The organism is Pantoea sp. AG1095 (assembly GCF_003208415.1).
In the GTDB taxonomy this organism is placed as follows: Bacteria; Pseudomonadota; Gammaproteobacteria; order Enterobacterales; family Enterobacteriaceae; genus Pantoea; species Pantoea leporis.
Genome location: NZ_QKMJ01000001.1, coordinates 1,018,132 through 1,040,128 on the forward strand (window position 1 = coordinate 1,018,132; position 21,997 = coordinate 1,040,128).

The window sequence follows — 21,997 nt, forward strand, 5'->3', positions numbered from 1 at the left end:
TTATCTGCGGATAAACCTTACTTACGCAGCCACTGCCCATTGATGCCGCGCACATACTCGCCGCTACCTGCGCGGTTCACCAGCTTTTCGCCGGCGATGCGCGCCACTTCGCTGGCAGTCAGGTTATTTTGCTGCGCCACGCGCTGATATTGCTGCAGGCGGCCATCGTTGATGCGCTTGACCAGCGCCAGCGTTTCTTCGTCCTGCTGACGCGCCGCCACATAGCCGCTGAGCGTTTCGCCCACGCGCCCCTGTTGACGCGCCTCATCCAGCGTGAGCGCCCAGGCAGACGGCATCAGCAGCAGCGCCGCAAGCAGCGCGATCCCCTTGCGTTTCATCATGCTTCTCCTCAAAACAGTCCGCTCTGATTCTTCAGCAGCGCTTCCACATCTTTATCCACCTTGATGTGAATCTCATGCTCAATTTTGACGTTCATATTGATGGTGATGGGCTCTTTCGGCGCCGCAACTTCAATGCGCGGCACGCAGCCAATCAGCGGCAGCCAGGCTGCCAGCACCAGTAATGCCCTGAGGCTCATGGTTGGGGATCCTTCTTCGAGGGTAAGGTGGCATTTTGCTCCACCCAGGATTGCAAATTATCGCCAAAGCGCAGGCTGCGCCACAGCTGGAACAAATTTTCCTGATGCCGGTAGTTTAGATTAACGGTCTGTCGGCGGTTACTGAACTGGCTAACGCCTTTCACTTCCGATTGCATGATCAGATTGCCGAAGTTATCCAGATCGATAGTGGCCCATGAACGCGAGATTTCCATGTAGCGCAGCCAATCCAGCGCCGCTCCGGCCGCAAAGTTATTGCTGACAATCGCGTCCGCCATATCTTTATCCAGCCTAAAAGTGAGCGGACCGCTGTTGGCGATCCAGCCCTTTTCAACCAGCCATTGCGGATTATTCACCCACAGCGGCAATTCGCCATTGACCTTGCCAGACATGGCAAACTGCTTGGGTTTGATCGCGCTGACCAGCTTGCTGAGATTGATCTCCTTCAGCGAGACGCGCGCCGCTTGATGCTGTGGCATGCGCAGTTCGGGCATGCTGACGTGTCCGCCTAACAGATCGAGATTGACATTGCTGAGCGTTAGCGGCTGACGCTCCTGCCATGGATAGTGACCTTGCAAATCGGCGGTGATATTTTGCAGCGAGAACTGATTTTTTACTTCGGCGATACGCAGTGAAACCGGGCCGCGCCGTCCAAGCTGCCATTGATGATCCTTCAGCCGGAACGGCAGCGAGAAATCGATGCCGTTGATTTCACTGTCCGGCATCCACAGGCTGCCGTTTTTCACCGTCCAGTGACCGCCCGCTTCAAAGCCCTGCTCGCTAGCCGCCGAGAATGCCACCTGCGCGCGCAGTTCACCCGACTGGATACGCATTTTTAAATCGCTGCTGAGCAGCGGCTGGAACACCGTCAAAGATTGCGCCGGCCACCAGGCTTCGCCGCGCAGACGTTCGCCATCCCAGCGGCCATGCACGCGTACCGGGCCAATATCCTCCGCCGTCAGCTGACCGCGCCAGATAAACTGGCTGGGATCGCTGCCTTTGGCTTCAAAATTGAGTTCTGATGGCGGCAGCCAGCCGCCGTAGCTGAACTGGGTTTGACCGGATTTGAGCGTGAAGCCACCGTTAAACGCCGGATGCGAGGGATCGCGCTGCCAGCGCACCGGCGCATTGAGCGTCAGGCGCGGTTTAGCCACTTGCACCATGCCGTACGCCAGCTGATCGAAACCGGTATTCAGCGTGTCGAGGCTGATCAAGGTGTCCTGCCAGCTGCCGGTGCCCTTCACGTCCCATTTGGCGGTGAGCGGCTCGATCAGGCCGTCCCCCCAATAACGCCAGTTCCACACGCCGCTGTCGGGCCAGAAATCGCTGGCGCGGCCATCGAGATGCAACCTGAAGCGACCAAAGCTGGGATCGTGTGCCTTAAGTATCGCCTGCAGGCGACCATTAATTCCGCTCGACGCCACCGTCACGCCCGCCAGCGGCCAGCGCGCTTCATCCACTTCCAGCGTTGAAAGCAAGCGACCGCGCAAACGCAGCAGCGCGCCTTGTTTCAGGGTCAATTGCGGATCGGTCAGCACGCCGTGCAGTAAGCCCGGCATGCTGCCAAACAGCTGCAGATCGGCGAATTTGCTCTCGCCGGTCAACTGGAACGGCAAGGCGCTATCGACCATGCTCAGTTTGCCAGGGCCAACGCTTAATACCAGATTGCCTTTACCGCCGCGCCCTTGCGTCAGCAAATTAAATCGCCCGCTGACCAGCGTGTTTTCCAGTCCTTGCTGCCAGTTTTCCAGCGTTACTGCCACGCCACCCGATAGCGGCTGATCGGCCTGCGGCCAGCGCCATTGACCTTGCGTAATACGAATCTGCCGCTCATCGACCTGCCACGGCAGCTGCAGCAGCGGCTGATCGACATCCTGCTGCTTCACCGTCAAGGTGCCTTGCTGTTGCCGCCAGTTAAGCGTCAGGGCCAGCGGCTGCGGCCACTGCACCACATTGAGGTCAGCGCTGAGTTCGCCCGCTACCGGCAAGCCATCGGCAAAGGTTGGCAAGGTGACATCGCCATGCAGGTTGAGCGGTTTGGGCAGTAAAGGATGACTGAGCTGCAGCTGGGCAATCTGCAGCAGCTGGCCTTGCAACCGCGCATCCACACTCAGGTTGTCGCCCTGATAATGCAGCCGCTGCACATCGTTATTTAAGGTGAGATCGAAACGCCCGGCATATTGTTGCCACGGCAGAATGGTGATTTTTTGCAGGTGGACATCGGCGCCAGGCAACATCTTCTGCCAGTCAGCCAGGCTGCGCGGCGCACCGCTCGCTTCGCTGTGCGGCAGCGATTGCAGGCAGTCGCTGTTGAGTTGGACTTCACCCGCGCTGAGTTGCCAGCGCTTTTGCTGCCAGCCGAGCGCCGCATCGCTGACGTTTGCCAGTACACAATCGCCCGCCAAATAGCGCACCGACGGGAAATGCAGCGCGCCTTGCTGCCAGCGCGGCGTGCCGTTAAGTTCCACTCGGGTGTTTTCAGGCAGCCAGATACCGGCCAGACGCGGCAACCATTGCGTGAGCGTCAGCAGCAATCCCAATAGCAGCAGTATCAGCGCCAGCAGCGCAGCAAGTGTTCGGCGAAGGCCACGCGTCATGGCAGTTAACGTTCCTGTTCTTTACACAATCCTGACGAGGAGCCAAATGATGGCATGTTACGTCCGGCAAATGAAGGTGTTAGCGACATAGTCTGGCTGAAGCACAGCAAAATGACGCGGAAAACGTTATCCTGTTGTGATACCGACGTTGCATTTTTCAGGAGCGAAACAATGAAAGTTGCGGTTTACAGCACCAAGCATTACGACCAAAAATACCTTGAACACGTCAACGACAGCTACGGATTTGAGCTGCAGTTTTTTGACTTCCTGCTGACACCGGCGACGGCAAAGAACGCCGCGGGCTGTGATGCGGTGTGTATTTTCGTCAACGATGATGCCAGCAAAGAGGTGCTGGAAGAGTTGGCGGCGCTGGGCGTGAAGCACGTTGCGCTGCGCTGTGCCGGTTTCAATAACGTCGATCTGGCGGCGGCGAAAGCGCTCGGCTTAAACGTGGTGCGCGTCCCGGCATATTCGCCAGAAGCGGTGGCGGAACATGCGGTTGGCCTGATGATGACGCTGAATCGTCGCATTCACCGCGCCTATCAACGCACGCGCGACGCTAACTTCTCGCTGGATGGCTTAACCGGCTTCAACATGCATAACAAAACCGCGGGCGTGGTTGGAACTGGCAAGATTGGTATCGCGGCGATGCGTATCCTCAAGGGATTTGGCATGCGCCTGTTAGCGTTCGATCCCTATCCAAGCCAGGCGGCGCTGGAGCTGGGCGCGGAATATGTCGATCTCAAAACGCTGTTCGCTGAAGCCGATGTGATTACGCTGCACTGTCCGCTTACGCCGGAAAACCACCATCTGCTCAACGCGCAGGCGTTCAGCCAAATGAAAGATGGCGTGATGATCATCAACACCAGCCGTGGCGGTTTGATTGATTCACAAGCGGCAATTGATGCGCTTAAGCAGCAGAAGATTGGTTCGCTGGGAATGGATGTGTATGAAAACGAGCGCGATCTGTTCTTTGAAGACAAATCGAATGACGTGATTCAGGATGATGTGTTCCGTCGTCTGTCGGCCTGTCACAACGTGCTGTTCACCGGCCATCAGGCTTTCCTGACCGCCGAAGCCTTGACGGCAATTTCAGAAACCACGCTCAGCAACTTGCAACAGCTGGAACGCGGCGAAATCAGCCCGAATCAGGTCACCGCTTAACCCTTCTGCGCCTGCCTTAGCGGGCGCAGCTTCCACCCATTAGCGCCTGTTCGTCACAGCGACGACCATTCGCCAACTGGCACATACCGATGCGTGAACCGTCTAACTGACGCGAAAACGCCAGCGATCCCCCGGCATTACTGCAATTCACTTCAGCCATTGATGACATCACAACGCGCGGTTGTACGTGGGCGGCAGTAGCTTGTTGCGGCGGTTCGTTGTCACTGTTACTGCTGCAGGCAGAAAGTAACAAGGTGGCGCCAGCCAGCAGGAAGAGAGCGGCTTTCATCGATGGGGCTCCGGGGATTGAGCGAAAAAGTCGCACCAGCATATGTCAGGTGCGCTGAGGGATCGATAGGCGACACAGCTTTTTACAAAATTTAATTTCATTGTTTGCAAGCAGAATTATCCTGTTTGAGATGTTTCCGCCCTTTTCGCCCGGCGGAGGGTTTGTTTTTCAATAACTAAGGAGAGAACGATGTTGACGGATATGCTTATCCGCATCGCGCTGGCTGGAATTCTCGGCGGACTGATTGGGCTAGAGCGGCAGCTGCGCGCCAAAGAGGCCGGTTTGCGCACCCATATCCTGGTCGGTATCGGCAGCGCGATGTTTATGCTGGTATCGAAATATGGCTTTGCCGATATGTTAGTCAGCGACCATGTAGCGCTCGATCCCAGCCGTATTGCGGCGCAGGTGGTGAGCGGCATGGGCTTCCTCGGCGCCGGTACCATCATCATTCAAAAGCAAGTGGTGAAAGGTCTCACCACCGCCGCCGGTTTATGGGTGACGGCGGCGATTGGTCTGGTGATCGGTAGCGGCATGTATGAAATCGGTATCTACGGCACCGTGCTGGCGCTGGTGGTGCTGGAGACGTTCCGTCGCATCAGTCACTGGCTGATTGGCCGTCACCATACGCTGCTGGTGCACCTCAAACCCAAAAGCGTGCCGCTGGTGCTGCTGGTGCTGCAACGCGAAAATGTGCGTTACGGTCACATCGCCGTAGTTAACCGTGATGAAGAGGTTGGTCTGTGCGAACTGAGCGTTGAGGTGACGTTGTCACGACGTACACCAATGCATAATATCTATGACAAAGTGATGGAAATCAAAGGCGTTCAATCGCTGGAGATGATGTAAAAATCATCAATGTTAGATTGCGGTGCGCTGCCATCTCGCCAGCACACAGATGAAAAAGTCGCGTCTTGGCCCTTTGCTAAACTGAACTGATAACCCCCGTAAAGTTTGCGGGTTTCTCAGCGTAGCAAAGGACGATTTATGATTACCGTCGACGGTAACGGTGCAGTGGCTTAAGTCGCCTTCCGCACCAGCGAAGTGATTGCCATTTATCCCATCACGCCCAGCTCAACCATGGCCGAGCTGGCGGATAGCTGGTCCGGCGAAGGCCGCCGTAATATCTGGGGCGATGTGCCGCGCGTGGTCGAGATGCAATCTGAAGGCGGCGCGATTGCCACGGTGCACGGCGCGCTGCAAACCGGCGCACTTTCAACCACCTTCACCTCGTCGCAGGGATTGCTGTTGATGATCCCGACGCTCTACAAACTGGCGGGCCAGCTGACGCCGTTTGTGCTGCACGTCGCGGCGCGGACCGTGGCGACGCACGCGCTGTCGATATTTGGCGATCACTCCGATGTCATGGCAGTACGACAAACCGGCTGCGCGCAGCTCTGCGCCTCCAGCGTGCAGGAAGCGCAGGATTTTGCCCTGATTGCACAAATCGCCTCACTGAATAGCCGCATCCCTTTCATCCACTTCTTTGATGGCTTCCGCACCTCGCACGAGATCAACAAGATCGTGCCGCTCAGCGATGAAACCTTGCAGGCGCTGATGCCCGCCGAGGCAATCAACGCCCATCGCGCCCGTGCATTGACGCCGGATCGTCCAACGATTCGCGGCACATCCGCCAATCCTGATACCTATTTCCAGTCACGCGAAGCCACCAACCGCTGGTATGACGATTGCACCCAGCACGTTGAGGCTGCAATGACCGCGTTTGGCGAAAATACCGGCCGCCATTATCAGCCGTTTGAGTTTTACGGCCATCCGCAGGCCGAGCGCGTAATGGTGATGATGGGCTCCGGCTGCGGCAAGGCTGAAGAGGCGATTGATGAGATGCTGCAGCGCGGCGAGAAAGTCGGGCTGGTTAAAGTGCGCCTCTATCGCCCGTTTTCGGCGGCGCATTTGCTGCAAAAGATCCCCGCTTCCGCCCAGCGGATTGCGGTGCTCGATCGCACCAAGGAGCCCGGCGCGCTCGGCGAACCGCTATTCCTGGATGTGATGACCGCGCTGGCTGAAGCTTACAGCCGTGGCGAGCGGGCGTCGCTGCCGAAGGTAATCGGCGGTCGCTATGGTTTGTCGTCGAAAGAGTTCGCACCCGATGCGGTGCTGGCGGTTTTTCGTGCCTTGCTGCGCGAAACACCGCCAGCGCGTTTTACCGTCGGCATTTACGACGACGTCACCCATCTTTCGCTGCCACTGGAAGCCAATATCGTGCCGAATCGCGCACGGCTTGAAGCGCTGTTTTATGGTTTGGGCAGCGACGGCAGCGTCAGCGCCAGTAAAAACAACCTGAAGATAATCGGTAACGCCACGCCGTGGCAGGTGCAGGGCTATTTCGTCTACGACTCGAAGAAAGCCGGCGGCCTGACGGTTTCCCATCTGCGCGTCAGTGAATATCCGATTCAATCCGCCTATTTGATTCAGCAAGCCGACTTCATTGGCTGCCATCAGCTGCAGTTTATCGATAAGTATTCGATGCTCGATCAGCTTAAACCGGGCGGGATTTTTCTACTCAATACGCCCTACAGCGCTGAGGAAGTGTGGCCGCGCCTGCCGCAGGAAGTGCAGAGCCAGCTCAACGACAAACAGGCGCGATTTTATGTGATCAACGCTGCACGTATCGCGCGCGAATGCCAGTTGGGCGCACGCATCAACACCGTGATGCAGATGGCCTTTTTCCAGCTGACCCAGATTTTGCCAGGCGATAGCGCATTAACTGAACTGCAAAACGCCATTGCGCGCAGCTACAGCAGCAAAGGCGAAGAGCTGGTGCAGCGCAACTGGCAAGCGCTAGCGATGGCACAACAAGCGCTACAGACGGTGCCGCTGCAACCGGTAGACGATCGCAGTCCGCATCGCCCGCCGGTGGTAGCCGATAGCGCGCCGGATTTCGTCAAAACCGTCACCGCAGCGATGCTTGCCGGCCTTGGCGATAAACTGCCGGTTTCGGCGCTGCCGCCTGATGGAACCTGGCCAGTTGGCACCACGCAATGGGAAAAGCGCAATATCGCCGAAGCCGTGCCGATCTGGCAGCCCGAACTCTGTACGCAGTGCAACCATTGCGTCGCCGCCTGCCCGCACTCAGCCATTCGCGCCAAAGTGGTTGATCCTGCAGCACTGGAAGATGCGCCAGCTTCGCTCGCTTCACTGGATGTTAAATCGCGCGATATGCGCGGACAGAAATACGTGCTGCAGGTGGCGCCTGAAGATTGCACCGGCTGCAATCTGTGTGTGGAAGTCTGTCCGGCCAGCGACCGCCAGCATCCAGAAATCAAAGCCATCAACATGAAATCACGCCTGGAGCATGTTGAGACGGAAAAGGTCAATTACGATGCCTTCCTCGCGCTGCCGGAGATCACCGCCGAGCAGCTGGAACGTATTGATATCCGCACCTCGCAGCTGATCACGCCGCTGTTTGAATATTCCGGTGCCTGCTCGGGCTGCGGGGAAACGCCCTATATCAAACTACTGACGCAGCTGTATGGCGATCGCCTGCTGATTGCCAATGCCACCGGCTGCTCCTCCATTTATGGCGGCAATCTGCCTTCTACGCCTTACACCACCAATGCTGAAGGTCGCGGTCCGGCGTGGGCGAATTCGCTATTTGAAGATAATGCCGAATTTGGTCTGGGCTTCCGCTTGAGCGTCGACCAGCAGAAACAGCGCGCGCTCAGACTACTTGATCAATGCGCTGCGCAGCTACCGGCGGCATTGGTTGACGCATTAAAATGTGACAACGTCACCATATCGCAACGACGCGAGCAGATTACACAGCTGCGCGCCCTGCTCGCGGCTTCACCGCAGCATGAAGCCAAAGCCCTAAACGAAGCAGCGGATGCGCTGGTGGCGAAATCAGTCTGGCTAATTGGTGGCGATGGTTGGGCGTACGACATTGGCTACGGCGGCCTCGATCACGTGATGAGCCTGAGCGAAAACGTCAACGTGCTGGTGCTGGATACGCAGTGCTACTCCAATACCGGCGGCCGGGCATCAAAAGCGACGCCGCTCGGCGCGGTGACCAAGTTTGGCGAACAGGGGAAACGCAAGGCGCGCAAGGATCTCGGCATGTCGACGCTGCTGTATGGGCATGTGTATGTGGCGCAGATTTCGCTGGGCGCGCAGCTCAATCAAACCGTGAAAGCGATTCAGGAAGCGGAAGCCTGGCCGGGACCCTCGCTGATCATCGCTTACAGCCCGTGTGAAGAGCATGGCTACGATCTGGCTTATAGCCACGAGCAGATGCGCCTGCTGACCACCAGCGGTTTCTGGCCGCTTTATCGTTTTGATCCTCGACGCGCCGAGCAAGGTAAAGCCGCGCTGGCGCTGGATTCGCGTCCGCCGACCTCGGAACTCGAACAAGCATTAATGAACGAGCAGCGTTTCCGCCAATTGCAAACTCAGCGGCCAGAAGAAGCGTCGCAGCTGTGGCGTGATGCAACGGTAGCCGCCAGTCAGCGTTATCAGCGGCTGGCCGAGTTAGCCGAGAAAACCGAGAAAAGCGAGTAGATGAAAAAGCCCGGCGCGATGGCCGGGCGTTTCTTTGCTGGGTTAATGTTGATGGATTAACACGGCTTGAGCTGAACGATGGCCATCTCTACCGCCCGATTCGGTGAGCCGGTGAGTTCACGATAGCGCAACTGTAGATTGCGCAACTCGCTGGCTAGCACCTCTTTTTCGGTTGCTGCGCCACGCTGTGCCAGCTCCAGATAACATTGCCCCACCAGCCGACACGCCTCTTCAAAAACCATATCGTACGTTTGCATTTGCCGCTCCTCACCTAAAGAAAGTAAAAAAAGCACTTCGGCCATCCTGTCAGGCCCAGATGAGGTAAATATTTGCCCAGATCAATAAATAGCCAGATTGTTCTGACAAAGTGTGCGCCTTTGTCTCAAGCGCATTGAGTTATCATCAGAAAAGAGATCACTTCAGGCTAGCATTCGCGCCCGCAATCCGTACCATACGCAGTCATGTTTATAGGGTTTATTGCCGTTGAAGATTGCTTCAGCCGCTAACGGCCCTCGCCTTCACTCTCAAGCGTGAAAATAATGTCAGAAAATCAAGAAGTAACAAAAAAAGAGCAGTACAACCTCAACAAACTGCAGAAGCGTTTGCGTCGCAACGTTGGCGAAGCCATTGCTGACTTCAACATGATTGAAGAAGGCGATCGCATCATGGTTTGTCTGTCTGGTGGTAAAGACAGCTACACCATGCTGGAGATCCTGCGTAATTTGCAGCAGAGCGCGCCGGTGAATTTCTCGCTGGTAGCAGTGAATCTCGACCAGAAACAGCCCGGTTTCCCGGAGCATATTCTGCCAGCCTATCTGGAACAACAGGGCGTTGAGTATCACATCGTTAACGAAGACACTTATTCCATCGTTAAAGATAAGATTCCTGAAGGCAAAACTACCTGCTCGCTCTGTTCGCGTCTGCGCCGCGGTATTCTGTACCGCACCGCCACCGAGTTGGGTTGTAGCAAAATCGCTTTAGGTCATCATCGCGACGATATTCTGCAGACTATGTTCCTCAACATGTTCTACGGCGGCAAGATGAAAGGCATGCCACCAAAACTGATGAGCGATGACGGTAAACATATTGTGATTCGTCCACTGGCATACTGCCGCGAGAAAGACATCATTCGTTTTGCGGAAGCGCGCCAGTTCCCGATCATTCCGTGCAACCTGTGCGGTTCGCAGCCGAATCTGCAACGTCAGGTGGTTGCCGACATGCTGCGTGACTGGGATAAACGTTATCCGGGCCGTATCGAAACCATGTTTACCGCGATGCAGAATGTGGTGCCATCACACATGGCCGACATTAATCTGTTCGATTTCAAAGGCATCAAACACGGTGATGCCGTGGTGGATGGCGGTGATTTGGCGTTTGATCGCGAAAGCTTGCCGGTGCAGCCCGCGGGCTGGCAGCCAGAAGAGGATGATGCGCCGAATCTCAGCGTGCGTCTTGATGTGCTGGAAATTAAGTAATAGGTTTTGCTGCAAAAAAGGCGCGTCGCTTCGGCTACGCGCCTTTTTTATTAACGGTGCGGCGGTGGATCCTGAATCGGTGGGAATTCGGGATCGTGTGGTGGCTGTGCGGGTGGTATCGGCTGCGGTTGTGGAATCGGTTCGGGAATCGGTGGTGGATCGGTAGGAATCGGTTCGCTGGCAATGATCTCTTGCATGCCCTTCTCCTTGTCGCTGAATGTCCTTTAAGCATAGGAAAGGTTGGCCGAGCAAGCCAGGCGGGCAAAAAAAAGCCGGCGGATAAGCCGGCGTCGTACGAATCAAATGTGCTATGCAGTAATTCAAAAAAGGAAGTAAGACAATATGGAGCGCAACGCCCATCGCTTGACGTTGCATTCACCTGCGGGAAAGAGTTTGCCCCGATTGCGCTGGCGGGATATTGATATCGATCAGGTTTAATCTGCTTTTCTGCCTTACAACCATTTCCGCCGTTTCAGCCATATTGCCACGCCGCCAACCATCACCAATAGCAGCACGCAGAAAGCGGTAAAGCCCAGCGCCCAATTGCCGCCCGGAATGCCGCCGAGGTTGACGCCGAATAAGCCGGTAAGAAACGTTGCCGGTAAAAAAATCATCGCCATCAACGACATGGTGTAAGTGCGGCGGTTCATCGATTCCGCAAGGATTGACGCCACTTCATCCGCCAGAATCGAAGTACGCGCCACGCCGGCATTGAGATCGTCCAATCCGCGACCTAAGCGATCGGCAACTTCTTGCATACGGCGACGATCGTCGTCGTTCATCCACGCCATCTTCTCGATAGCCAGCCGCGCATAGACATCGCGCTGCGGTGCCATATAACGACGCATCACAATCAGCTGCTTACGCAGCAGCGCCAAATCGCCGCGCGCTGGTACTTCCTGATTCATCAGCGCATCTTCCAGCTCGATAATTTTATCGTGCATCTCTTCGATAAATTCGCTGGCGTGATCGGTTAACGCATCGCACACATCCACCAGCCAGCTGCCGCCGTCAACCGGACCGTTACCTTGTTGTAGATCGGTCAGCACGGCATCAATGGCGTACACTTTGCGCCGGCGCGTCGAGACAATCAGCTTATCGTTGATAAATACGCGCATCGCCACCAGCTGATGGGGAAGTGAATCGGCGTTATGGTTCACGCTGCGCAGCACAATCATGAAGCCGTCACCGAGCCGCGTCACGCGCGGACGCATGCTGTCACCCGCCAGCGCATCACGCACCGAATCGGGGATCAGCGGCGTGTTTTGCAGCCATTCCGCACTTTGCCGTTGGGTGTAATTGAGGTGCAACCAGCAGGGACGTTCGCAGTTGATGACGTCTTTATCTTCGATGGGAATCATGCCGCCTGCGCCATCCAACTGACAGGACACAATGGCATCGGATACTTGTAACGCTTTTCCTTCAATGACGTTCACGAACTCGCCTCACTATCAAAATCAATACGATACAGTCTAGCGTGGCGCAGACCAGTTGCAATCATCAGGCTGTGAGCAAAGATGACAGGCGGTGACAATCACCGCCTGCGGATGTGCGGGATTAATGCTTCTCAATCCACAGCTCGCGGCTGTACGCCACGTCTTCAGGATTGGTGATCGGATAACCTTTCACCCACGGCTTGATTAAGCGGCCGTTGGTGTATTGGTAGATCGGCGCGATCGGTGCCTGATCGGCGATGATCTGCTCGGCTTTGTTGTAATCGGTGTTACGCGCCGCCACGCTGGTTTCAGTGCTGGCTTTGGTGATCACCGCATCGTAATCGGCACTGCGGAAGCGCGCGATATTGCCGGTGTGGGTCGAGGTCAGCAGACTGAGGAAGGTTGAAGGCTCATTATAATCGCCGATCCATGACGCGCGGATCACATCGAAACTGCCGCTATTACGGCTGTCGATATAGGTTTTCCACTCCTGATTTTGCAAGGTGACATCCACGCCAAGATTCTTCTTCCACATTGACGCCACCGCGATAGCAATTTTCTGATGGCTTTCCGAGGTGTTGTAGAGCAGCGTCAAATGCAGCGGTTTGCCCGGTCCATAACCTGCCGCTGTCAGCAATGCTTTGGCCTGCGCGTTCAGCTCCTGCTGGCTATGTTGCTGCAGATAGCTCTTCATCGGGGTGAAACCGGCGGTAACGTCCGGCGTGAAGTGCCAGGCCGGTTTCTCGCCGGTGCCCAATACTTTCTCCGCAATGATGCGACGATCGATGCTCCACGACAGCGCCTTGCGCACGCGTACATCAGCGGTTGGCCCTTTCTCGGTATTGAACGCGTAGTAATAGGTGCCAAGCTGATCCGGCGTATACACCTGACCAGGCAACTCTTTTTTCAGCAGCGCGTACATGTTTTTCGGGAAGGATTCGGTGATATCGATATCGTTGGCACGATAGCGTTTGGTAGCACTGGACTCTTCATTAATCGGAATAAACGTGACTTTCGTCAGCACCGATTTTTGGTCATCCCAATAGTTAGCGTTGCGCACCAATACAATTTTTTCGTTCACCACGCGATCCTGCAGCTGATAAGCGCCATTGCCCACCAGCTTGCCCGGTGACGTCCAGCTATCGCCTTCTTTTTCAATCACTTGCTTCGATACCGGATACATCGCGGCGTTGGCGACCATGCTCGGGAACCACGGCACAGGACGTGACAATGTCACCTTAAGGTGGGTCGCATCGGTTGCCGTCACGCCCAGCTTATCGGCGCTCATCTGTCCTTTGGTGATTGCTTCGGCGTTTTCAATGCCGCTTAAGGCGGCGAACCAGGCAAACGGCGAACTGTTCTTCGGCTCAACTAAACGTTGCCAGCTGTAGACAAAATCCTGCGCGGTAACCGGCTCGCCATTTGACCAGCGCGCATCTTTGCGCAGGGTAAACATCCAGGTTTTATTGTCGTTGCTGCTCCAGCTTAGCGCTACGCCCGGCACGATGTTTCCGTGGGCGTCCTGATTGGTCAGCCCTTCAAACAGATCGCGCATCACCTGAATTTCTGGCAAACCAACCGCCTTCATCGGATCGAGTGAAGCGGGTTCATCTTTAATATGGCGAACAATTTCCTGGATGCTGGCCAGCTGTGCGCCCGACGGCACGTTGGCGGCGAATGCGGGTGAGACAGCACTGGCTACAATTAAGGCAGTCAGCGTTTTGCGGAACGTTAGTTTCATCACCACTCCTTTACGCGAAAAAAATGGCGACCGCGAAGAGATTGTGTCGCCAGCAACTTTTGGCACTTTATCGCAAATTGCTGATTGATATATAGCTATTTCCCCGCAGGCTATTTACCGTTATGTTGAGGCTGGATTCCCGGTCACATTTTTACCTTGAGCGCCAGAAGGCTTTTGGCGGTGTTGGAAGCATTTCATAGAGGAACGTCATGTCGTCATACCATCCACGTCCGCTGCGCGGCAAGCTGGACGCTGTCTGGCAACAATACGGGCAATCGGTGCTGGGTGCACCGCTGCTGTGGTTTCCGGCACCCGCCGCCGATGCCGAAAGCGGGCTGATTATTGCTGGCACGCACGGCGACGAGAATGCCGCGATTGCCACCTTATCGGGCGCGATGCGCACCTTGCCGGACGCGCTGCGGCGTCATCACGTTGTTCTGGCGGTCAATCCCGATGGTTGTCAGTTGGGGCTGCGCGCCAACGCCAACGGCGTCGATCTTAACCGTAATTTCCCCGCCGCTAACTGGCAGCATGGCGACACGGTGTATCGCTGGAACAGCGAAGCGGATGAGCGTGATGTGGTGCTTTCAACCGGATCAGCGCCCTCTTCCGAACCAGAAACCCGCGCGCTGTGCCAGCTGATTCATCAGATCAAACCGCGTTGGGTGGTTTCGTGGCATGAACCGCTGGCCTGCATTGACGATCCGCACCACAGCGAATTAGCGCAGTGGCTGGCGCAGCAGACCGCGCTGCCGGTGGTGAGCAGCGTGGGTTATGCTACGCCGGGTTCGTTTGGCAGCTGGTGCGACGATCTCGGTCTGTTATGCATTACCGCCGAGATGCCGCCGATTTCGGTGGACGAAGCCACCGAAGTCTATCTGGAAGCGATGATCAATCTGCTGCGCTGGCAGCCAGCGGCTTGAGTACGCCGTGAGAGAAATGCAGCGACGGTTCAACATCGGCCGCAAGCCAGGTTGGACCGTCGAGATCCGCGAAGGTCGCGCGCGCCGTCAGCGGTAATGCCGCACGAATCGCCCGCGACGTGCAGAGCATGCAGCCGAGCATAATCGCGAATCCCTGCTGCTGCGCCGCCTCTGCCAGCGCCAGCGCTTCCGTTAATCCGCCGGTTTTATCCAGCTTGATATTCACCATCTCATAGCGCCCTTTCAGCTGCGGCAGGCTTTCACGCGTATGGCAGCTTTCATCGGCGCAGATTGGCAGCGGATGGATAAAGTTGCCCAGCGCGCTGTCTTCTGCGGCCGGCAACGGCTGTTCCAGCATCGCGACATTGAGGTCGGCCAGCAGCTGACAGCGTGCCGCCAGGCCTTCGGCATGCCAGGATTCGTTGGCATCGACAATCAAAGTCGCGTCCGGTACCGCGCTGCGTATCGCCACCAAACGTTCGCTGATCAGGTGATCGTCCATTTTGATCTTCAGTAAACGCGCGCCATGTTGCCACAGCGCCTGCGCGCTGCTGGCCATCGCATCTGGCGTATCGATGCTGATGGTATGTGCGGTGACAATCTCTTCAGCCAGTTGCACCGCGCACAATTGCACCAGACTTTCGCCCTGCTGCTGTCGTGCCAGATCCCACATTGCGCAGTCAATCGCGTTGCGTGCCGCGCCCGCCGGTAACGCCTGTTGCAGCGCTTCTCGCGTCATGCCGCTTTGCAACGCGCTCAGCTGCGAGGCGATCTGCTTGAGCACCGACTCCTCACTTTCACCGTAGCGCGCGTAAGGCGTCGCTTCGCCAACGCCTTTAACGCCATCCTGCTCGATTTCCACTACCACAACATGCGCCTCGGTGCGGCTGCCGCGCGAAATAACAAACGGCGAATGTAACGGCCAGGCTTCCGGATAACTCTTCACTGTTCTCATTATTTCTCCTTAAATCCGTCGCTTAAATGCGAGCCGGCTCGATTATCGCCAGGAAATGCGCTCGTAAACCCTTAAAAATTATGTCATAAACAAGCGCTATACCTGTTCTGACGTTCCAAAAGTCAGATATTTCATCGTTAAAAAAGGAAATCGCATGTCTCAGACTGTTCACTTTCAGGGCAATCCGGTGCCGGTTGCAGGCCAGTTCCCACAAGTTGGCGAGCAAGCTAAACCTTTCAACCTGGTCGCAAAAGATCTTACTGACGTATCCCTGGCTAATTATGCAGGCAAACGCAAAGTTCTGAACATTTTCCCAAGCATTGATACTGGCGTATGTGCGGCATCGGTGCGTAAGTTTAACGAGCGTTCAGGTGAAGCGAACAACACGGTTGTGCTGTGCATCTCCTCCGACCTGCCTTTCGCTCAGTCACGCTTCTGTGGCGCAGAGAACGTCAGCAACGTGATCACGCTCTCTTCCCTGCGCGGCGCTGAGTTCAAAGAAAACTATGGCGTGGCGATTGCTGATGGCCCGCTGAAAGGCCTGACCGCACGTGCGGTGGTGGTGCTGGATGAAAACGATAAAGTGATTTACAGCGAGCTGGTGAATGAAATCACCGAAGAGCCAAACTATGATGCCGCGCTGGCTGCGCTGAAGTAATTCTCTCGCCTGCCAGGCGAAACAGAAAGCACCGAATGATTAACGCGTCGGTGCTTTTTTTTATGCTCGCCTTCAGGATGGCTCTATTTTCAACCTGTTGATTTATCGCGATACGTAGCACTTCTTCCCGTCCTGTTGCATTTTTACTGTGATTCTTGTTACCCGTATCACATTAATTAAAAAACATAAAACCCGTAACAAATCCCGCAATTGTTCCCATCAGCATCGCTACCTATAACTAACCGTCAATTGCACTTAAGCGATTCAAAGACAGGCGGGAATCTTTATGCAAGCAAGCTTATCCATTAAAGAAAAGTTTAGTTACGGCCTCGGTGATATGGCCAGCCATATCGCCATCGATAATGTCATTATTTTTCTCACCTTTTACTACACCGATGTGGTGGGTTTGCCCGCGATCTTTGTCGGCACGCTGTTTTTACTGGCGCGCGTCGCCGATGCGGTGATCGACCCGGCGATGGGAATGGTGGCTGACCGAACCCGTTCACGCTGGGGCAAATTCCGTCCCTGGCTATTGATGCTCGCGGTACCGTTCGGCGTCAGCTGTATGTTGATTTATGCGGTACCGGAAAGCCTGTCGCTGACTGGCAAGATGATTTACGCCGCCGTGACCTACAGCCTGATGATGCTGATGTACACCGCCATCAATATTCCTTACTGCTCGATGGGGGCGATTATCACCGCCGATGATAATCAGCGCATCTCCCTGCAATCATGGCGCTTCTTCCTCGCCACGCTGGGCGGCGCGATGTCCACTTTCCTGATGATCCCGCTCGCCACCTGGCTGGGTGGCGGTAACAAACTGGACGGTTACTTCGCAGCAATGTCGATAATGGCGACGCTGGCAACCTTGCTGTTTTTTATCTGTTTTCTCAATACACGCGAACGCATCAATGCTCCCGCTAACCACGGCAACTTTCTTGCCGATCTGCGCGATTTGCTGCGTAACGATCAGTGGCGCGTGGTCGCGTTGCTGGTGTTCTGCAATATCTCATTCGGCGTGGTGCGGCTCGGCGCGATGATGTACTACGTCACCTATTTTCTGGGTGATGCCAGCCTCTTCATGTGGCTACTGGCCGCGCATATTGTCGGCAAAAACGTCGGTAGCGTGCTGGCGAAACTGCTGACGCGCCGCCTGAACAAAATCACCGCCTTTACGCTCAGCGCCATTACTGCTGGCGGGCTAAGCATCAGCATCGTGTTCCTGCCCGGCTCGCTGGCGCTGTTGGTTGGCATGACATTCATCGTCTCCAGCTTCTATCAGGTCACCACCACATTGATGTGGGTGATGATGGCCGATGTGGTGGATTACGGTGAATATCGTCAGGGAAAACGCCTCGATGGCACCGTCTTCTCGACTCTGCTCGCCGTACTGAAAATGGGCATGGCCATTAGCGGCGCGATTGTCGGCTGGACGCTTGGCCTGAGCGGTTACGTCGCTCAGGCACCGCATCAGCAACCCGCCGCCATGATGGCCATCGTGGCGCTGTTTTCGGTGGTTCCCGGCCTGCTGTCGCTGTTAAGCGCGCTGGCGATGCGCGGCTACAAACTTAACGATGCCACCATGCGCACCATCAATCAGCACAAAGTGTCAGCCCAACCGGCTGCCACTGCTTCCCCCCTTTTACAACCACAGGAGTTGTCATGAGTGAATTACGCGCCGAATCCCAGAGTATTATCTGGACATTTGACCGTCAGACGCTGGTTATCGAACCCTGGGGCGCGCATAGCCTGCGAGTACGAGCCACCTGTCAGCCCGAACTGATCGACCATGACTGGGCGTTGTTATCGCCTGCGGCTTGCGAGGTGGAGATCCAGCGCGAGCATGAATCTCTCAGCTTGCGTAACGGCAATATCACCGCCACGCTGAATATTCGCGGCCAGCTGGCTTTCTATAATCAGCACGGCGAATTGCTGCTCGAGGAGTTCTGGCGTCAGCGCAGCACCGTGGGCATCGGTGCCAGCGAAAAGAGCCAGGACAAATACATCAGCGCCCTGAAGCTGGATGCGCGCGCCTTTCGACCGATTCCGGGAGGGAAATATCAGCTGAGCGTGCGCTTTGAAGCGCGTGCCGAAGAGAAAATCTATGGCATGGGCCAGTATCAGCAGGATTGTCTCGATCTGAAAGGCTGCACGCTTGAGCTGGCACAGCGCAATTCGCAGGCCAGCGTGCCGTTTATGGTATCCAATCTGGGCTACGGCTTGCTGTGGCATAACCCGGCCATCGGCGAGGTGACCTTTGGTAAAAACGGCACGCGCTGGCAAGCCGAAGTAACCGATCAGATGGATTACTGGATCACCGCAGGCGACACACCCGCTGAGATCGTGCGTCAGTATGGCCGCGCCACTGGCACAGCACCGATGATGCCCAGCTTCGCGACCGGTTTCTGGCAATGCAAACTGCGCTATCGCACTCAGCAGGAAGTGCTGGAGGTCGCGCGCGAATATCGCCGCCTGCAGCTACCGCTCTCGGTGATCGTCATCGACTTTTTCCACTGGCCAAATCAGGGAACCTGGTGTTTCGATGCGCGCGACTGGCCGGATCCGCGTGCCATGGTGCAGGAGCTGAAAGAGATGGGCATCGAAACCATGGTGTCGGTGTGGCCCACGGTGGATAGCCGCAGTGATAACTATCGTCTGATGAAATCCAAAGGCTTGCTGGTTAACAGCGAGCGCGGCGTATCGGTGAACCTTGATTTTATGGGCAACACCACCTTTTTTGACGCCACGCATCCCGCCGCACGCGAGTTCGTCTGGCAGGAAGTTAAGCGCAATTATTATGACCACGGCATCCGCACTTTTTGGCTCGACGAAGCAGAGCCAGAATACCGCGCCTACGATTTTGATAATTACCGCTATCATCTCGGTCCGGTACAGGAAGTGGGCAATATCTATCCGCAGCTGTTTGCCCGCGGATTTTATGAAGGTCTGCAACAACAGGGCGAGAGCGAGATCGTCAATCTGGTGCGCTGCGCGTGGGCGGGCAGCCAGCGTTACGGCGTGCTTGCCTGGTCGGGCGACGTTCACTCCTCGTTCCATGCCTTACGTAATCAGTTCACTGCCGGGCTGAATATGGCGATGGCAGGTATTCCATGGTGGACCACCGACATCGGCGGTTTTCAGGGCGGGAATATTCATGATCCGGCGTTTCATGAACTGTTGATCCGTTGGTTCCAGTGGGCGGTATTCTGTCCGGTGATGCGTTTGCATGGTTACCGCGAGCCACAAATTGCACCTGAAGAAACCTGGCGCGATGGCATTGCGCAGTGCAACAGCGGCTCACCCAATGAGGTATGGAGTTACGGTGAGGAGAATTACGCGCTGATGAAAAGTTGCCTGCTGCAACGTGAGCAGATTCGCCCCTATATTGATGGCCTGATGCGCGAAGCGCATGAGCTCGGTGATCCGGTGATGCGCCCGCTGTTCTATCACTACCCGCAGCAGCCAGAGAGCTGGCAAGTGGAAGATCAGTATCTGCTGGGCCGCGACCTTCTGGTCGCGCCGGTACTGCACGCCGGGCAGCGTGAACGTGAAGTGTGGTTACCTGCTGGTGAACAATGGATTACCCGCAATGGTGAGTGCTATCAAGGCGGCCAACGCATCAGCGTCGCCGCGCCACTGAGTGAAATTCCGGTGTTTACGAGAGCAGGAAGTCAGGTAGACATCCGCGTGCCAGAGTAGATGCAGATTTACGAAAGGTCGCCATGAACGGCGTAATGCTTGTCAGTTAGAGAACATGTTGCTTTAAATCTGGTGCGGGCACTGACACATCTGCTGCGTCACGGGCCGTCCTCGCGCCGCTAGCGCGGTACCTTCGGCTTTCACGTTGTGCCAACGGACCATTCGGGGATCGGCCGTCCTGGCCGGCCCCGAACTGCCTCACGCATCCATGCGTGAGGCTCCTGGCCCAACGTAAAAGCCTCAGCGCTGCGAATGGCCCTTTTGCCGCAGCAGACGCGCCAGCGCCTCTGGCAAATGTGCCCTTTTCAACAACACGCACGGAAGCTCCGGCCAGCGCACTCGTCGTTGGCTTAACCGACAAGGATTACGCCATAAATGGCGACCGCATGCAGAACAGCGTTGCGAGATGCACGCGCTCTATTACTCGCTCTCGTTGCGCTTCTGCCCTAACCCATATTCACGCAGCTTATTGGCAATCGCGGTATGCGACACGCCGAGGCGTTTCGCCAGTTTGCGCGTGCTGGGATAAGAGAGATAGAGACGCGTCAGCACCGAACGTTCGAAACGGCTGGTGATATCGTCCAGCGAACCTTCCATCGCCTCTTCGCCCAATGACACATCCAGCGCCTGCTCTGGCAACACAATATCTTGTGGTCCCAGCTCGTAACCTTCCAGCTGCGTCAGCGCGCGGTACAGCGCATTCTTCAACTGGCGTACGTTACCGGGCCAGTTATAACGCGTCAGGAATGGCGTCAGCTGCGATGAGAGGCGCGGACGCGGCAAGCCTTGTTCATCGGCGAAACGCGCGACAAACATTTCGGTGAGCGGCAGAATATCCAGCGGACGTTCACGCAGCGGCGGCAGATTGAGCGTCAGCACATTCAAGCGATAAAACAGATCTTCGCGGAACTCACCACGCTGCACCAGCTCAATCAGATTCTTCTGCGTGGCGCAAATCACGCGCACATCAACGTGCACTTCATGCTCTTCACCCACGCGGCGGAACGTGCCGTCGTTAAGGAAACGCAATAGTTTGGTCTGCATGCGTGGCGACATTTCGCCAATCTCATCCAGCAATACCGAACCGCCGTTAGCCTGCTCGAAGAAGCCTTTCTTGCCTTCCAGCGCATTGGGATATGCACCGGCAGCGTGACCAAATAGCTCGCTCTCCGCCACATCATCCGGCAATGAGGCACAGTTCAGCGCCAGGAACGGTTTTTTGCCGCGCGCGCTAAGCAAATGACAGGCGCGTGCCAGCATATCTTTGCCGGTGCCGGTATCACCGACGATCAACAGCGGCGCATCGTGCATCGCCAGTTTGCGCGCCTGATCAATCACCTGACGCATTTTTGGCGTAACCGCCACGATATGATCGAACTCCGATTCATCGGTAACGGTAAGATTCTGCAGCTGTCGGCCCATACGCGCCGTCGATTTCAGGGTGATCATCGCGCCGACCGGCAGATCGCTCTGGCCCTCTTCTTCTGCCAGATAAATCGGTCGCGCTTCCATCAGGAAATCGCGCCCCTGAATCACCACATGCTGCGCCTGTGCGTCAACGCGATCATTCTCCAGCCAGCGCTGGAAATTGAAGCCGGTGATTAAAGTGCCAACGTTTTGATTGCGCAGCTTCTGTTCATCAAGGGTAAACAGATTTTGCGCTGCCGGATTGGCCAGCTCGACTTTGCATTTCAGATCGATGGATAACACCGGTTCTGGCATCGCCACCAGCAGCGCGCTCAATGCGCGATGCTCGCGTTCGGAGGGCATAAACGAAACGGTACGTACATCTGTCACGCCAGGTGTACGGCGGATTTCCGCCATCAGATTGCTGAAGGGTTCAAACTCCAGTGCGGTAAAATTGAGATAAATGCGACCGAGTGGCGCAATTTCGATGCCGCGCAGGTCGATATTGCGGGCAACCAGCAGGTCGAGCAACTCGCGCGCCAGACCGATTCGGTCCTGGCAGAAAACTTCCAAACGCATTGCGAT

At 56.1% G+C, this 21,997-nt stretch carries 17 protein-coding genes and 1 pseudogene; 8 read left to right on the plus strand and 10 right to left on the minus strand.

Annotated elements, in window-relative coordinates:
- Positions 1 to 17: 17 nt before the first annotated feature.
- From DEU53_RS04855 to DEU53_RS04865, 3 genes are read right to left on the minus strand one after another with little or no spacing between them, the layout of a single operon-like run.
- Positions 18 to 338 carry a YdbL family protein gene (locus DEU53_RS04855; protein WP_101764307.1) on the minus strand — a complete coding sequence of 107 codons (321 nt, stop codon included), beginning with the start codon at positions 336 to 338 and terminating at the stop codon, positions 18 to 20.
- Positions 339 to 349: 11 nt separating this feature from the next.
- Entirely contained in the window at positions 350 to 538 is a 189-nt protein-coding gene (locus tag DEU53_RS04860) for a YnbE family lipoprotein (RefSeq protein WP_008106429.1), read from the minus strand.
- Entirely contained in the window at positions 535 to 3,153 is a 2,619-nt protein-coding gene (locus DEU53_RS04865) for a YdbH family protein (RefSeq protein ID WP_110866224.1), read from the minus strand. The genes DEU53_RS04860 and DEU53_RS04865 overlap by 4 nt, the downstream gene beginning before the upstream one ends.
- 171 nt (positions 3,154 to 3,324) lie before the next feature.
- Between DEU53_RS04865 and DEU53_RS04870 the strand changes: the two genes are divergently transcribed.
- Positions 3,325 to 4,317 carry a 2-hydroxyacid dehydrogenase gene (locus DEU53_RS04870; protein ID WP_101764305.1) on the plus strand — a complete coding sequence of 331 codons (993 nt, stop codon included), beginning with the start codon at positions 3,325 to 3,327 and terminating at the stop codon, positions 4,315 to 4,317.
- A gap of 16 nt (positions 4,318 to 4,333) precedes the next feature.
- On the opposite strand, the gene DEU53_RS04875 is transcribed toward DEU53_RS04870, so the two are convergent.
- A complete protein-coding gene (locus tag DEU53_RS04875) occupies positions 4,334 to 4,606 on the minus strand; it encodes a DUF333 domain-containing protein (RefSeq protein ID WP_061718809.1) in 273 nt (90 codons plus the stop codon).
- 189 nt (positions 4,607 to 4,795) lie between these two features.
- Between DEU53_RS04875 and DEU53_RS04880 the strand changes: the two genes are divergently transcribed.
- Positions 4,796 to 5,452 (plus strand): MgtC/SapB family protein, encoded by a 657-nt coding sequence (locus tag DEU53_RS04880; RefSeq protein WP_061718808.1) that lies wholly within the window; start codon positions 4,796 to 4,798, stop codon positions 5,450 to 5,452.
- A gap of 138 nt (positions 5,453 to 5,590) precedes the next feature.
- A pseudogene (nifJ, locus tag DEU53_RS04885) lies at positions 5,591 to 9,118 on the plus strand (pyruvate:ferredoxin (flavodoxin) oxidoreductase).
- 56 nt (positions 9,119 to 9,174) lie between these two features.
- On the opposite strand, the gene DEU53_RS04890 reads toward nifJ, so the two are convergent.
- Positions 9,175 to 9,375, minus strand: coding sequence for a DUF2767 family protein (locus tag DEU53_RS04890; RefSeq protein WP_008106442.1), 201 nt, complete (start codon positions 9,373 to 9,375; stop codon positions 9,175 to 9,177).
- Positions 9,376 to 9,657: 282 nt separating this feature from the next.
- Here DEU53_RS04890 and ttcA point away from each other — a divergent pair, with 282 nt between their 5' ends.
- Positions 9,658 to 10,593 carry a tRNA 2-thiocytidine(32) synthetase TtcA gene (gene ttcA, locus DEU53_RS04895; protein ID WP_101764303.1) on the plus strand — a complete coding sequence of 312 codons (936 nt, stop codon included), beginning with the start codon at positions 9,658 to 9,660 and terminating at the stop codon, positions 10,591 to 10,593.
- Between the two features lie 50 nt (positions 10,594 to 10,643).
- Here the strand turns inward: ttcA and DEU53_RS23030 are convergent, their stop codons facing one another.
- From DEU53_RS23030 to DEU53_RS04905, 3 genes are all read right to left on the minus strand, one after another.
- A complete protein-coding gene (locus DEU53_RS23030; protein ID WP_167391210.1) occupies positions 10,644 to 10,790 on the minus strand; it encodes a hypothetical protein in 147 nt (48 codons plus the stop codon).
- A gap of 255 nt (positions 10,791 to 11,045) precedes the next feature.
- Positions 11,046 to 12,029 carry a zinc transporter ZntB gene (zntB, locus tag DEU53_RS04900; RefSeq protein ID WP_110866225.1) on the minus strand — a complete coding sequence of 328 codons (984 nt, stop codon included), beginning with the start codon at positions 12,027 to 12,029 and terminating at the stop codon, positions 11,046 to 11,048.
- A gap of 121 nt (positions 12,030 to 12,150) precedes the next feature.
- Entirely contained in the window at positions 12,151 to 13,770 is a 1,620-nt protein-coding gene (locus DEU53_RS04905; RefSeq protein ID WP_110866226.1) for an ABC transporter substrate-binding protein, read from the minus strand.
- 209 nt (positions 13,771 to 13,979) lie between these two features.
- On the opposite strand from DEU53_RS04905, the gene mpaA reads away from it, so the two are divergent.
- On the plus strand, positions 13,980 to 14,693 hold the full coding sequence (mpaA, locus tag DEU53_RS04910; RefSeq protein ID WP_101764300.1) for a murein tripeptide amidase MpaA: 714 nt from the start codon (positions 13,980 to 13,982) through the stop codon (positions 14,691 to 14,693).
- On the opposite strand, the gene ycjG is transcribed toward mpaA, so the two are convergent.
- Entirely contained in the window at positions 14,662 to 15,648 is a 987-nt protein-coding gene (ycjG, locus tag DEU53_RS04915; RefSeq protein WP_101764299.1) for an L-Ala-D/L-Glu epimerase, read from the minus strand. The two genes, mpaA and ycjG, sit on opposite strands and share 32 nt — an antisense overlap.
- Positions 15,649 to 15,802: 154 nt before the next feature.
- Between ycjG and tpx the strand changes: the two genes are divergently transcribed.
- The 3 genes from tpx (at position 15,803) to DEU53_RS04930 (ending at position 20,005) form a co-directional block, all read left to right on the plus strand.
- Positions 15,803 to 16,306, plus strand: coding sequence for a thiol peroxidase (gene tpx, locus DEU53_RS04920; RefSeq protein ID WP_101764298.1), 504 nt, complete (start codon positions 15,803 to 15,805; stop codon positions 16,304 to 16,306).
- A gap of 286 nt (positions 16,307 to 16,592) precedes the next feature.
- Entirely contained in the window at positions 16,593 to 17,972 is a 1,380-nt protein-coding gene (locus DEU53_RS04925; RefSeq protein ID WP_110866227.1) for a glycoside-pentoside-hexuronide (GPH):cation symporter, read from the plus strand.
- Positions 17,969 to 20,005, plus strand: a complete 2,037-nt coding sequence (locus DEU53_RS04930; RefSeq protein ID WP_110866228.1) for a TIM-barrel domain-containing protein — start codon at positions 17,969 to 17,971, stop codon at positions 20,003 to 20,005. The genes DEU53_RS04925 and DEU53_RS04930 overlap by 4 nt, the downstream gene beginning before the upstream one ends.
- A 420-nt stretch (positions 20,006 to 20,425) precedes the next feature.
- Here DEU53_RS04930 and tyrR read toward each other — a convergent pair whose 3' ends face one another.
- A complete protein-coding gene (gene tyrR, locus DEU53_RS04935; RefSeq protein ID WP_110866229.1) occupies positions 20,426 to 21,991 on the minus strand; it encodes a transcriptional regulator TyrR in 1,566 nt (521 codons plus the stop codon).
- Between the last annotated feature and the right edge of the window lie 6 nt (positions 21,992 to 21,997).

Excerpts from the sequence above, each read along its gene's own strand:
- DEU53_RS23030 (WP_167391210.1), bottom strand. The coding sequence starts at position 10,790 with ATGCAAGAGATCATTGCCAGCGAACCGATTCCTACCGATCCACCACCG.
- tpx (WP_101764298.1), top strand. The coding sequence starts at position 15,803 with ATGTCTCAGACTGTTCACTTTCAGGGCAATCCGGTGCCGGTTGCAGGC.
- DEU53_RS04855 (WP_101764307.1), bottom strand. The coding sequence starts at position 338 with ATGAAACGCAAGGGGATCGCGCTGCTTGCGGCGCTGCTGCTGATGCCG.
- tyrR (WP_110866229.1), bottom strand. The coding sequence starts at position 21,991 with ATGCGTTTGGAAGTTTTCTGCCAGGACCGAATCGGTCTGGCGCGCGAG.
- DEU53_RS04875 (WP_061718809.1), bottom strand. The coding sequence starts at position 4,606 with ATGAAAGCCGCTCTCTTCCTGCTGGCTGGCGCCACCTTGTTACTTTCT.
- mpaA (WP_101764300.1), top strand. The coding sequence starts at position 13,980 with ATGTCGTCATACCATCCACGTCCGCTGCGCGGCAAGCTGGACGCTGTC.
- DEU53_RS04865 (WP_110866224.1), bottom strand. The coding sequence starts at position 3,153 with ATGACGCGTGGCCTTCGCCGAACACTTGCTGCGCTGCTGGCGCTGATA.
- DEU53_RS04890 (WP_008106442.1), bottom strand. The coding sequence starts at position 9,375 with ATGCAAACGTACGATATGGTTTTTGAAGAGGCGTGTCGGCTGGTGGGG.
- DEU53_RS04925 (WP_110866227.1), top strand. The coding sequence starts at position 16,593 with ATGCAAGCAAGCTTATCCATTAAAGAAAAGTTTAGTTACGGCCTCGGT.
- ycjG (WP_101764299.1), bottom strand. The coding sequence starts at position 15,648 with ATGAGAACAGTGAAGAGTTATCCGGAAGCCTGGCCGTTACATTCGCCG.
- DEU53_RS04905 (WP_110866226.1), bottom strand. The coding sequence starts at position 13,770 with ATGAAACTAACGTTCCGCAAAACGCTGACTGCCTTAATTGTAGCCAGT.
- DEU53_RS04860 (WP_008106429.1), bottom strand. The coding sequence starts at position 538 with ATGAGCCTCAGGGCATTACTGGTGCTGGCAGCCTGGCTGCCGCTGATT.
- DEU53_RS04880 (WP_061718808.1), top strand. The coding sequence starts at position 4,796 with ATGTTGACGGATATGCTTATCCGCATCGCGCTGGCTGGAATTCTCGGC.
- DEU53_RS04870 (WP_101764305.1), top strand. The coding sequence starts at position 3,325 with ATGAAAGTTGCGGTTTACAGCACCAAGCATTACGACCAAAAATACCTT.
- ttcA (WP_101764303.1), top strand. The coding sequence starts at position 9,658 with ATGTCAGAAAATCAAGAAGTAACAAAAAAAGAGCAGTACAACCTCAAC.
- DEU53_RS04930 (WP_110866228.1), top strand. The coding sequence starts at position 17,969 with ATGAGTGAATTACGCGCCGAATCCCAGAGTATTATCTGGACATTTGAC.